Origin of the sequence: Agrobacterium vitis (assembly GCF_014926405.1) — a bacterium.
Taxonomy (GTDB): domain Bacteria; phylum Pseudomonadota; class Alphaproteobacteria; order Rhizobiales; family Rhizobiaceae; genus Allorhizobium; species Allorhizobium vitis_H.
In genome coordinates this window covers 1,701,232-1,713,032 of record NZ_JACXXJ020000005.1, presented here as the reverse complement: position 1 = coordinate 1,713,032, position 11,801 = coordinate 1,701,232, and the positions used below count along the sequence as shown (strand labels likewise).

General features: G+C 57.7%; 9 protein-coding genes. 1 reads left to right on the top strand and 8 read right to left on the bottom strand.

What is annotated here, in order from left to right; all coding sequences use genetic code 11:
* Nucleotides 1-3: 3 nt before the first annotated feature.
* The 8 genes from sseA to bcp form a co-directional block, all read right to left on the bottom strand.
* Nucleotides 4-1,437: a 3-mercaptopyruvate sulfurtransferase gene (gene sseA / locus IEI95_RS19195; protein WP_156533245.1), complete on the bottom strand. Its 1,434-nt coding sequence runs from the start codon at nucleotides 1,435-1,437 to the stop codon at nucleotides 4-6.
* A gap of 17 nt (nucleotides 1,438-1,454) precedes the next feature.
* Complete coding sequence (locus IEI95_RS19190) at nucleotides 1,455-2,192, bottom strand: alanyl-tRNA editing protein (RefSeq protein ID WP_156533244.1); 738 nt, start codon at nucleotides 2,190-2,192, stop codon at nucleotides 1,455-1,457.
* A gap of 5 nt (nucleotides 2,193-2,197) precedes the next feature.
* On the bottom strand, nucleotides 2,198-3,235 hold the full coding sequence (locus IEI95_RS19185; protein ID WP_070167163.1) for a cysteine synthase A: 1,038 nt from the start codon (nucleotides 3,233-3,235) through the stop codon (nucleotides 2,198-2,200).
* Nucleotides 3,236-3,379: 144 nt separating this feature from the next.
* A complete protein-coding gene (locus IEI95_RS19180; RefSeq protein ID WP_156533243.1) occupies nucleotides 3,380-4,831 on the bottom strand; it encodes a cryptochrome/photolyase family protein in 1,452 nt (483 codons plus the stop codon).
* Between the two features lie 119 nt (nucleotides 4,832-4,950).
* Nucleotides 4,951-5,175: a hypothetical protein gene (locus IEI95_RS19175; RefSeq protein ID WP_156533242.1), complete on the bottom strand. Its 225-nt coding sequence runs from the start codon at nucleotides 5,173-5,175 to the stop codon at nucleotides 4,951-4,953.
* A 170-nt stretch (nucleotides 5,176-5,345) separates the two neighbouring features.
* Nucleotides 5,346-6,647: a M23 family metallopeptidase gene (locus tag IEI95_RS19170; RefSeq protein WP_420481802.1), complete on the bottom strand. Its 1,302-nt coding sequence runs from the start codon at nucleotides 6,645-6,647 to the stop codon at nucleotides 5,346-5,348.
* A gap of 136 nt (nucleotides 6,648-6,783) precedes the next feature.
* Nucleotides 6,784-7,566: a ferritin-like domain-containing protein gene (locus IEI95_RS19165; protein ID WP_420481795.1), complete on the bottom strand. Its 783-nt coding sequence runs from the start codon at nucleotides 7,564-7,566 to the stop codon at nucleotides 6,784-6,786.
* Between the two features lie 101 nt (nucleotides 7,567-7,667).
* The gene (gene bcp, locus IEI95_RS19160) at nucleotides 7,668-8,141 is read right to left on the bottom strand and encodes a thioredoxin-dependent thiol peroxidase (protein ID WP_194416915.1); all 474 of its coding nucleotides are present in this window, start codon (nucleotides 8,139-8,141) and stop codon (nucleotides 7,668-7,670) included.
* 220 nt (nucleotides 8,142-8,361) lie between these two features.
* Here bcp and IEI95_RS19155 point away from each other — a divergent pair, with 220 nt between their 5' ends.
* The gene (locus IEI95_RS19155) at nucleotides 8,362-11,787 is read left to right on the top strand and encodes a YhdP family protein (RefSeq protein WP_194416914.1); all 3,426 of its coding nucleotides are present in this window, start codon (nucleotides 8,362-8,364) and stop codon (nucleotides 11,785-11,787) included.
* Nucleotides 11,788-11,801: the final 14 nt, after the last annotated feature.

The window sequence follows — 11,801 nt, the reverse complement described above, 5'->3', positions numbered from 1 at the left end:
CGATCAATGAATGTTGTAATCCCGCTTCAAAATGTCCAGCAAACTGGATTCCGAGGGTGGTTCCACCAACTCGTTCCACGTTTCAACCGGTGAAAAGCCGAATTGCTGGTAGAGTTGCAGGGCGCGGGGATGGTCGAGGGTATTTGTCATCACCGAGATTTTGGTTGGTGCAGTCGACCAGGCGGCATAGAGGGCCTGAAGCAGGAACCATTTGCCGATTCCAAGTCCCAGTGCATGTTCGAACAGGCCGAAATAGGACAGCTCGACGGTATTGTCCTGTTGCTGGGTCAGCTCAAAGAAGCCCGCTGGGGCGCCATTGACGTAAAGCACACAGATTGACACATCCGGGCTATGGATGGTCGCCTTCAGCTCGGCATCGCTCATCTGCAGGCGCTTGTACCAGTGCCAGCGGGAGCCGACCTGCCGATAGAGGAAGCGGTAATAGGGTAGGGGCATTTCAGTGGCGCGGATGATTGCCGTCTGGATATTGATCGGCACTGGCAAGCTGGATTTCGGGGGCGCGGTCATTTCCAGCTTGGTAACATGGGCGGTTAGAAGCGTGGGTAACTCGCCTTCAATCGCATCTGCTGGTCCGGTTACCACCGGAGTATCCTTGCGAGAGCCCCATTCTGACCAGGAGCCGTCATAGAGCGTATTGTCGTGATGGCCAAGCGATTGCAGCGCCAGGGTGACCACCGCAGCCGTAACGCCTGAGCCGCAGCTGGTAACAACGGGGCGGGTCAGATCGATGCCTGCATCGGTAAAAATCTCTCGCAATGTCGAGAGGTCTTTCAACCGGCCATTTTCGCCAAGGATGGAGGCAGGTACTGAGCGAGCGCTAGGCATATGGCCCGAGCGCATTCCCGCTCGTGGCTCCTGTTCTTCGCCCGTGAAGCGTCCGGCAGGGCGGGCATCGGCGATCTGGCGACTGCCGCTCTCGACAATGCTCTGCATATCCTGGAACGGAGTGATCAGGCTGTCCTTGAAATTGGTGGTAAAGGTCGCAGGTGCCGGTTCAGGCAAGTCGGTCTCAAGCGGCCGTCCTTCCTGTTTCCAACCGTCCAATCCGCCATCCAGAAGAAACACATTCGGGGCGCCCATCACCCGGAACATCCACCAGACACGCGGCGCGGAAAACAGGCCGGGGCCATCATATACGACAATCGTGTCGGTGTCTGAAATGCCAAGCTTGCCAACTGCTTCGGCAAAGGATTCCGGGGAGGGTACGGTGTGGGGCAGGCTGGTGGAGCGGTCGGCGATCTGGTCCTGATCGAAAAACACTGCGCCGGGAATGTGACCAGCAGCGTATTCTTCCGCGCCATTGCGGTTATGGGCCGGCAAATACCAGGATGCATCGACGACCTTGAATTGAGGTGCGCCCAATTGCTTCTGTACCCACTCGGCCGATACGACGAAACGGCTTTTCTCCGCAGACATGCTTTTCTCCATGCTTGTCAGGCAGAGGGTTCCAGCGTGCCGAAGCGAATACGGAAGCGCCGGTTCTCCTTGCCCTTTTTCTCGATCTTGGCGATGTGAATCGCGCCGACCTCCTGGGTCTCGGAAACATGTGTGCCGCCGCAGGGCTGGCTGTCAACGGATGAATTCTCTCCGATGCAAACAAGGCTAACGCGACCCAAACCCATCGGTGGGCGCACATTCTTGGATTTGACGATATCCGGATTGGCTGCCAGTTGCGCGTCGGTGATCCATTCCAGGTAGATCGGATGGTTTTCCTCCACCAGCCGCATCAGATCGGCGGTCACCGTTTCGCGGTCGATGGCTTCGCTCATGTCGAAATCCACCCGGCTTTCATCCTCGCCGACGGCGGCACCGGTAATGGGAAACGGGCAGACCACCGACAGCAGATGGCAGGCGGTATGCATCCGCATCAGTTTGTAGCGGCGTGGCCAGTCAACATGCAGGACCAGTTTTTCGCCAAGGTCAGGACTTGGCTGGCCCTCCAGCGGCTGGTGCAGAATGATGCTCTTGTCTGCCCCGTGGCGCGTTGCCTCAAGCTGGATGGTCGAGCCATCGGCCCGTTCAAGAAAACCGGTATCGCCTGGCTGGCCGCCGGATGTGGCGTAAAAGCAGGTCTGGTCAAGCTCGATTGAGCCGTCTTCATGCACGGCTGTCACCACCGCCTCTGCCGTCGAAAGGTAAAAGTCGTCACGAAACAGAGGCAATGTTGGCATGGGGCTCAGACAGGTTCGAAGGGAATGGAAATGTCAGGTTTGCCGCCCAGCCATGTCGGCTGCGGCAGGCCCTTTTCCTTGAGGAAGGCCGGATTATAGAGCTTCGACTGGTAGCGATTGCCATAGTCGCACAGGATGGTCACGATGGTATGACCCGGCCCAAGCTCACGCGCCAGCCGGATGGCACCGGCAATGTTGATGCCGGAAGAGCCGCCAAGGCAGAGGCCTTCCTGTTCGACCAGATCGAAAATGATCGGCAGCGCTTCGCTGTCGGGGATGAGGTAAGAGAAATCAGGCGTAAATCCTTCCAGATTGGCGGTAATCCGGCCCTGGCCTATGCCCTCGCTGATTGAGGAGCCAGAGGATTTTAACTCGCCATTCCGATAGAATTCATAGAGCGCGGCTCCTTCGGGATCGGCAAGACCGATCTTGACGCCGGGCTTCAGGTTTCGAAGTCCGATCCCCGTGCCAGCCAGCGTGCCACCGGAGCCAACGGCGCAGATGAATCCATCGACAGCACCGCCTGTGTCCTCGAAAATCTCCCGGGCCGTTGTCTCGATATGAGCGTCGCGATTGGCGGTATTGTCAAACTGATTGGCCCAGATCGCGCCGTTCGGTTCGGTTTTCGCCAGTTGGGCCGCAAGTCGCCCGGAAAGCTTCACATAGTTATTCGGGTTCTTGTAGGGAACAGCGGGAACCTCGACCAGTTCGGCGCCAAGCAGCCGCAGCGCGTCCTTCTTTTCCTGGCTCTGGGTTTCCGGAATGACGATCACGGTGCGGTAGCCAAGCGCCTTGGCGACCAGGGTCAGGCCGATACCGGTATTACCGGCCGTACCCTCGACGATCACGCCGCCAGGCCGCAGCAATCCGCGCCGTTCGGCATCGCGGATAATGTAGAGCGCGGCACGGTCCTTGACGGACTGGCCGGGATTGAGAAACTCGGCCTTGCCCAAAATGGTGCAGCCGGTTGCCTGCGAAGCGGCTTTCAGCCGGATCAGCGGCGTGTTGCCGATGGCGTCTAGAACGGAGGGGTGGAATGCCATGAGCGCACTTTCTGTTTCCCGAACAATAGAAAGTGTGTTTTCGGTCTACAAGCCCTGCATGACAAGAAATGCAATTTCTTGCTGTGGCATCAACCCGGAAAACCTTGCCTCAGTATGTGGGGAAAGCGTCCGTGCACCTGTTATTCAGTCCGGCGAGCCGGTTGATTTATAAGCCTCAAGCGCCACGGCTCTGGCTCTTTTGTGATCCACCAGTGGCACCGGATAGGTTTTGCCAAGCGTAATCCCCGCCTTTTCCAGCAGGGGTGCGGGGGCTTCGAACGGACGATGGATCAGGCTGTTGGGCAATTTTGCCAGCTCTGGCACGAATTGGCGGATATAGTCGCCGTTCGGATCGAATTTCTCACTCTGGGTGACCGGGTTGAAAATCCGGAAAAACGGTGAGGCATCGGCGCCGGAGCCAGCCACCCATTGCCAGCTGGCGGCGTTGGAAGCCGGATCGGCATCGACCAGTGTGTGGCGAAACCAGGCTTCTCCCTCCCGCCAGTCGATCATCAGATCCTTGATCAGGAAGGAGGCGACAATCATTCGTACACGATTGTGCATGATACCGTGCCGCCAGAGCTGGCGCATGCCTGCATCGACGATCGGATAGCCAGTCTGGCCCCGCTGCCAGGCAGATAGAAATGCCGCGTTCTTCTTCCAGGGGAAGTCATTGAAACGGTCGTTCCAGTTCTGGCTGGCCAGATCGGTAAAGTGAAACAGCAGATGGTAGGAAAATTCCCGCCAGACCAGCTCTTTTCGAAAATGCACATAGTCGTCGGTGGACACATCATCGCCAAGGCCGATGGTTGCATGCCAGATACGCGCCGGAGAAATTTCACCCAGCGCCAGATGCGGCGACAGGCCAGATGTATGGGGCAGGGCTGGGAAATCCCGCTGCGTGCGGTAACCCTTGAGGCCATGATCGATAAACTGGCTCAGTTTGTCCTGAGCGCCGGGCTCTCCCGGAGTCCAGATTTCCGAAAACTCCTTTGCCCAATCCGGCTTGGTCGGCAGCAGTTGCCAGTCTTCCAACCGGTCGCTATCCGGCCAATGGGCAGGGTTGTGCAAGGTCCTGGGTCTCTCGACGGGCGGCGGTGGATCGCCTTGCTTTTCAAGAGCTCGCCAGAAGGGTGTGTAGACACGGAAAGGCCCGCCGCTCCCGGTTTTCACCTTCGACGGTTCATGCAGCAGGAAGCCGGCATGGCTGGTGGCTTCAAGCCCGTCGCTGCGCAGAGCGGCTTTCAGCTCCGCATCGATGGCCATGCCGGACGGATCGTAACGGCGATTCCAGTGGACGGCTTTGGCGCCGGTTTCCTTGATCAGATGGCACAGGACCTGGCCCGGTGGGCCGTTGCGAAGAACCAATCGGCTGCCGTAGGATTGAAGTGACTGGTCGAGGCTGACGAGGGAGTGATGCAGCCACCATGCCTGTGCCGGGCCGAGCGGGCCGGTACCCATTTCCTCAGGCTCGCGAATGTAGAGAGGGATGACCGGGCCAGAGGTCTGCAATGCTGTCAGAAGCGCCCTGTTGTCATCGAGACGCAGATCCTTGCGGAACCACAGGATGGTTGGACTAGGGTGGGCATTTGGCATGGCAGCTCGCTAAGGCAGGAGTAACCTATACCATTACGCTGGGCGAAAGGTGTTGGATCAATCTTTGCTGTGTTTAGAGCATCGTTCAGAAAACCGGTTCGCCTTTCGCCGCCGATGCTTTAGGCGCCACCCGCTCTGCCAGCCTGCCGGTTTTGCTCCTGGCGGATCATCTGCATGATCTGGGTCGCGCTTTCTCGCACGTAAAGCATATGCAGTTTTTCCGCCACAGGCGCCGTGGTCAGCAAGCTGGTATATTTTTCTCGTTCATACCAACGAAAATCAACGACATTGTTCATATTCACGAAGAAGGGAAACCCGTCGCCGTCATGCAGTTCAAGCCACATAGTACCGTTCCGCTTTGTCTGTTGAGCTGCTTTGTTGCAACTCAGGTCCCCTGACATATCCTCGTATCTGCAGATATTCAGTAACAGACATTTATGAATAACGGGTTGCCTTGGTAAGTGCCGCCAATCTCATCTCCAATCGCGCGATTCCTCCCGATTTGAGGCGCCTACTACTGAATAAAGGGCTTTAATGTCATTCCGGATGCCAGAAAGCTCATCGGATTGATCGGGTTGCCGTTCTTGCGAATTTCATAATGCAGGTGTGGCCCGGTGGAGCGCCCGGTCGATCCGGAAAGGCCGATCAACTGACCAACCTCGATCTTTTCGCCCGGACGAACGAGGATTTTCGACATATGGCCGTAACGGGTGGACAGTCCCTGGCCATGGTCGATTTCCACCATATTTCCATAGCCGCCCGTCGGTCCGGCGGTAATGACGGTTCCAGCACCGGCACTTTTGACGGGAGAACCATTTGTTGCGCGGAAATCTATGCCGGTATGCATGGCCAGCCGTCCAAGCAGCGGGTCAGGGCGGTTGCCGAAGGGGCTGGTGATTTCGCGGGTGGCGGCAGGGTTGGAAAAAGGCATGTCCTTTGCCGTCTCGCGGGCGGCATCCAGGCGATTGAGGGCGCTGTCTAACCCGTCGAGACTGGTATCGAACCCGAGCTTGGGGTCGGCATCGACCAGGGGGCCACCCATTCCGTCCTTGCCAGCATCAGGCGTGTCGATCCAGATGCCATTGTCGGTCAAGACCTGCTCGATGGTGTTGGCCTTGTCGCTCGCCTCGGCAGTCAGCGCATGGATGCTTGATTTCTGCTTTTGTTCGATGGATTTCAGCGACAGCGTCACGTTGCGAAAAACTCGGTCCGCCCGGTCGGCGCCGCTTTCATGGGCAGGCATAAAGCCCAGTGCCGGGCCATCGCTTTCCTGTGTGTCTGCGGGTCCGGTATGGAGCATCCGATTAAGAGCGGCCAGTGCATTGCTCTTTCCCGCTGGGGCTGCCGCAGGGGCCACAGACGCGGATTTATCTGGTGCCACTGGGGCCAAAGGCTCATTGGGTGTCAGGCCGGATTCTTCGGCGCGGTCCAGAAGCGATCCAAGCTTGCCGGAACGGGCAGAAAGCGCCATCTGCTTTTCGAGCAGGGTTTGAAGTTTTTCTTCCACCACCTGCTGGTCCAGCAATTGTCGGGAGGTGACGCGGTCGACCTGGGCACGCAAGGCGGAGATCCGGTCTTCGTAATCGTGCTGCAAATGCGCCTGGCGGGCCATGGAGGCTCCGATAAGATTATCGCGCATGATGAGATAAGAGGTCGCGCCGAGATAGCCGACCACACCGGCCACCACCAGGCAAAGACCGGCTCCTGCCATCCACGGGCGCAGTGTCATATGGCGAATGGTTTCGCCGGACGCGAGGATAAGGACATGCTGTTGGCGCTGACGCTTGCTGAAGCCGTTGCGGCTGCGTGTCTTCATCATGCCGACCTCGTGCATCGTTACAGCCGTTGCGCGTGGCCAAACTCTAACGTTTGACCCGGATTGCAGACCCGATTCTGTCGAGGTGATTACATCCTGTTAAGGTTAACAAAATGTTGCCTGCCGCCGATATGTTTCAAGCGTGGCTGATAGAGGAGAGCACCCGGTAAAAGGAAGGTGTCAGCCCGGCTTCGGCCCTAGCAATGTCGTTGAACGGTGCTTTCAACGTTCCACGGAAGTTGGCGCGAACCAATTGCTGGAAGGTTTTGGCTGGGTCACGCTTTTCACGGGAACAGAGAAAGCGAAACCATTTGGCGCCGACGGCGACATGGCCTTTTTCGTCGTCATAGATGATCTTCAATACCTCGGCACTTTCGATATCGCCGGTCTCGCGCATCTTTTCCTGAAGGGACGGGGTTACGTCCAGGCCGCGCGCCTCAAGAATGAGCGGCACGACAGCAAGCCGGGCTGTCAGGTCGGTGCGGGTGCTATGGGCGGCCTGCCAAAGGCCGTCATGGGCTGGCATGTCGCCGTAATCGGCCCCGAGCGCCCGGAGCCGGTCGCGCACCAGACCGAAATGCTTGGCTTCTTCAAAGGCCACCTGCATCCAGCCGTCGAAAAACGAATGTGGCACCGGTTCGCTGGCAAAGCGGGCAACAATATCCAGCGCGAGATCCACGGCATTCAACTCGATATGGGCCAGTGAATGCAGCATGGCGATCCGGCCCTTCAGCGTGTGCAGCGACCGTTTTTCCGTGGCTTTCGGCGGCACCAGAACTGGATTGGCGGGACGCCCGGGACGATCCGGCAGCGGCGGATCGAGCGGCGAGCGCAGCGATAGGGTCCGGCCATGCCAGCGGCGGGCGGTTTCCTGCGCAAGACCAGTTTTTTCATCAAGGTCGGTTGCGGCGATTGCCATCGTCGCACCCGCTCTCAGGGATTTTATCATGCTATGAGACATGCTTGGCATTTATTGCATAATTTCTGAAATCTCTATCGATTTCGGGCGAAATATTCCAGCTACGCTGCTTTGTCTTTTACGGCTTGCAGCACCGCCTCAGCATGACCTGGGACTTTCACCTTGCGCCAGACGCCTGCGATCCGGCCGTCGGCATCGATCAGGAAGGTGCTGCGCTCGACCCCCATATAGGTCTTGCCATACATGCTTTTTTCCTTCCACACGCCGTAGGCTTCCAGCGTGGTCTTCTCCTCGTCCGAGCCGAGCATGACGGCAAGTCCGTGTTTGGCGACGAATTTATCATGGCTTTTCACCGTATCAGGGGAAATGCCGATGATAACAGCACCGGAATTCTCGAATTCTGGTGTCAGGGATGTGAAAGACGTGGCTTCTACGGTGCAGCCGCTGGTATCGTCCTTGGGATAAAAATAGACAACCACCTGCTTGCCCTTGAAGGAAGAGAGGCTCACCGTGCCACCGCCATCGCGCGGTAGCGTGAAATCCGGAGCCATGTCCCCAATCGACAATTCCGCCATGCTGATACCTTTCTTTTGCCCGGTTTGTGGAAATATAAGGCCGGGACGGATATATAGCGCAGATGACGCGCGTCCAGTGTAATGAATTTGCCATCAGAATTCTGTTTGCTGCGCGCAGTCAAGGCAGATGTCGAATTCGGTCATTCATTGGAATCATAAGGTTGCCGGTGCGCTAACAGCCCGTCGAACTTCAGGAAATATCGGAGATACAGGCCAAGGCATGGGAGAAATCCGGGGCGAGAAAATCCGTTTTCGCAAAGGCGACATTGTTGCCCTCGAGACCTTGCCGTCCTCGCAGGTCGATGATCCCTTGATTGTGCATTGCCCGCGCCGGCGTGGCCCTCTGACCAGATTGATGCGGTTTGGGGCCTATATCGTCCTGTCGCTGATGGCCATGTTGGGGGCGGCGGCCATTGCGATTGAAACCGGTACGCTGGACCAGGCCCTGTCGACCGGTGCGCGCGCCGCTTTTCAATCCGCGATTGGCGACGACCTGAAAGCCGATATCGACCAGACCTCCATCCGTCTTTCCAAGAATTTGCATCTGGCGGTCGCCGCGCAGAATGTCACCCTGACCGATCCGAAGACCCAGCAGGTGGTCTCCAAAGCCGGCGACGTCAAACTGGTCATCGATCCGATCTCGCTGCTGATGGGACGGGTTTCCGTGACCGAAATCGACGTGACCGGCATCGATTTCGACAGTTCACGGCTGTTGCAGGGCGGCGATCTGGATCTTGCTACGCTGCGGATCGACAAGTTTCCGGCGTTCATGGAGACGATGTTCGGCAATCTCGACGATGTACATGGCTTCATTGTCCGGGGAGGTCTGGATCGGCTGCGCCTTGGGGGCATTACCTTGCCCGCCAAGAACGGAATCGGACAGCCGGTTGATGTGCAGGTCAACGATCTGACGTTGACACGCAGGAAGGACGATTCGCTTGCCATCGAGGGTGAGACGTCTATCAACGGCAAGGTCAGCATGATCTCCGCCGAGGCGATGACTGACGGAGCCCACACCACGTCGTTGACGGCCACGGTGACGGATCTGATCGCCACGCCCTTCCTGATCAAGCGCACGCCCACAGGGGTCTGGCGGGACGGAGCCGATACCAGCATCAATATCGATTTCTATGCCTTGCGGCAGTCACAAAGCCAGAAACCGGCTCTCTCGGCGCGATTGCGGACGGAAAACGGCATCCTCTACGTCGATGGTGACAAGCAGGACCTGACGCGGGCTGACATCAATCTCGCCTATGATTTTGACAAGCTGACGGCGGAAATCCGGCCCTCTGAGGTGGATTTCGGCCCGACCCATGTCCCGTTTTCCGGCGGGTTCATCGATCTTGACCGGTTGCAGTCAGTGCCGGGCGATGCCCAGGGTATCGGCATCGACCTGCTGGTCGATCAGGGTACGGCTTCGGTGGAATCGTCGGGAGAGCAGCCGTTTCCGTTTTCTCTCAAGGCCTTTGGACAATTCATTCCCAGCCAGCGTCATTTGACATTTAGCGAGTTGGCGGTGTCGACGCCGCATGGCAGCATGCAAGCCACGCTCAATGTTCAGTTTGGCAACGCCTCGCCGGAAATCCGTTTCAACGGCAAACTGTTCGAGATGCGCACCGCCATGGTCAAGCAGCTCTGGCCCTATTGGATGGCCATGAAGCCACGCACCTGGGTACAGGCCAATCTGTTCGGCGGCACGATCAGCAATGCCTCGATTGATGTGCTCATTCCTGCCGGGCGGATGAAACCTATACCCCAGCCCCTGGATCTGGGGCCTGACGAGCTGAAAATCGCTTTCGATATCAGCGGTGCGCGGATGAACGTCACAGGCGACCTGCCGCCGATTCGTGATCTTGCGGGGCATTTCGACCTCACAGGGCCGGATCTGGACGTGCGTATCGATGGCGGCACCTCCTATTTCCCCTCGGGACGCAAGGTCAAGTTGGATAAAGGCACATTTGCGATCGCCAATACCTACAAGAAGCCGCTGATGGCCAATATCGCCGTTTCCATCAGCGGCCCGGCTGACGCCATGGCGGAACTTGCGACATTCAAGCCCATGCAAGCCTTGCAACGCACGGAATTCGTGCCGGAGGATTTTGCAGGCGAAATCAAGGCCGATGTTCAGCTCTATGGCGGCATCATCGCCGATCAGAAACCTCCACCGGAAGTGTGGAAGGCCTCGCTGGATATGAAGGGGGTCGATCTCAAGCGGCCCTATATGGACAAGAAGATCACCGGCTTCGATGGTACGCTGGTGGTCGATCCGCAAAATGCCGTCTTGCAGGGGGACGCCCAGATCGATGGCGTGCCGGTGGAGATCGACTTCTCTCAGCCGGTCGACCGCGGTTCCAATAGAGCGCCTAGCTGGACGGTCAAAGGACAGCTGAATGACAGCCAGCGCGCCAAGCTCGTGCCGGGCCTTGGCGACATTGTTGGTGGCACCATCGATTTGGAAGTGTCGCGCCTTGATGACAATCGCCAACTGGTGAAAAGCGACCTGTCGCGCGCGACTTTGAACGTCCCGGTTATTGGCTGGACCAAGGGTTCCGGCATTCCCGCCAAGGTGTCGATGGAATTGCAGGACAAGTCCGGCCTGTTCATGCTCGACAAGTTCAATCTCGACGGCGACGGGTTCGGGGCGACTGGCAAGCTTGTGGTATCCAAAACCAATGGTCTGGTTGGGGCAGATCTCGACCATGTCAAACTGGCCTCCGCCGATGATTTCGGCCTTTCGGTTCAGGTCAACAAGGGTGTCATCAACGCAAAGGTCAGTGGTAGCAGTGTTGATGGCCGTGTTTTGCTGAAGAAGCTGAAATCCGGCAGCTCTTCCAATGGTGCGACTGGCGACGGTCGATCGTCAAGCAATTCGACCGATGTCGATATAAGTGTCGATGTCGATAAGCTGATTGGCTTCAATGACGAAGCCCTTTCCGGCGTCCGGCTTGTCTATGGTTCCCGATCGGGGGCAATAACGGCGCTGAAAATGAGTGCCGTGACCGATACCGGCCAGGCGGTCGTCGTCCAGTCGGCCAAGGCTGGAAATGGCAATGAGATATCGCTGATTTCCAGTGATGCAGGCACTTTGGTGCGGTTCGTCGATCTCTATAGCCATATGCGCGGCGGCATGCTGGATGTGAAAATCCGTGGCGATCTGAACAAGAACTGGATGGGCAATGTTGATCTGCGTAATTTCCGGGTCGAGAATGAGGATCGGTTACAGAAAATCGTCACGACCCCGGCAACCGATGATGGCCGTAGCCTGAATACGGCGGTCAAACGTGACCTGGATGTCAGCTCGGAAAAATTCCAACGGGCCTTTGCCCGTCTGATCTATCAGGACGGCGTGCTCAGGACCGATAACGGCATTGTCCGGGGCGAACAGGTCGGCGCATCGTTCCAGGGCACCATCAAGGATACCAGGGGCCAGATGGAAATGACCGGGACATTCATGCCCGCCTATGGTCTCAATCGGCTGTTTGCGGAAGTTCCGATTATCGGTGCCATCCTTGGCAATGGCCGGGACCGTGGCCTTTTGGGCATTACCTTCAAGCTGAAAGGCCCGGTCGATGCCCCGCATCTGGTGGTGAACCCGCTATCGATTATCGCCCCCGGCATGTTCCGCCAGATCTTCGAATTCCAATAGCCCGGTTTATCCGC

Excerpts from the sequence above, each read along its gene's own strand:
- IEI95_RS19185 (WP_070167163.1), bottom strand. The coding sequence starts at position 3,235 with ATGGCATTCCACCCCTCCGTTCTAGACGCCATCGGCAACACGCCGCTG.
- IEI95_RS19165 (WP_420481795.1), bottom strand. The coding sequence starts at position 7,566 with ATGGCAATCGCCGCAACCGACCTTGATGAAAAAACTGGTCTTGCGCAG.
- IEI95_RS19175 (WP_156533242.1), bottom strand. The coding sequence starts at position 5,175 with ATGTGGCTTGAACTGCATGACGGCGACGGGTTTCCCTTCTTCGTGAAT.
- bcp (WP_194416915.1), bottom strand. The coding sequence starts at position 8,141 with ATGGCGGAATTGTCGATTGGGGACATGGCTCCGGATTTCACGCTACCG.
- IEI95_RS19155 (WP_194416914.1), top strand. The coding sequence starts at position 8,362 with ATGGGAGAAATCCGGGGCGAGAAAATCCGTTTTCGCAAAGGCGACATT.
- IEI95_RS19180 (WP_156533243.1), bottom strand. The coding sequence starts at position 4,831 with ATGCCAAATGCCCACCCTAGTCCAACCATCCTGTGGTTCCGCAAGGAT.
- sseA (WP_156533245.1), bottom strand. The coding sequence starts at position 1,437 with ATGTCTGCGGAGAAAAGCCGTTTCGTCGTATCGGCCGAGTGGGTACAG.
- IEI95_RS19190 (WP_156533244.1), bottom strand. The coding sequence starts at position 2,192 with ATGCCAACATTGCCTCTGTTTCGTGACGACTTTTACCTTTCGACGGCA.
- IEI95_RS19170 (WP_420481802.1), bottom strand. The coding sequence starts at position 6,647 with ATGAAGACACGCAGCCGCAACGGCTTCAGCAAGCGTCAGCGCCAACAG.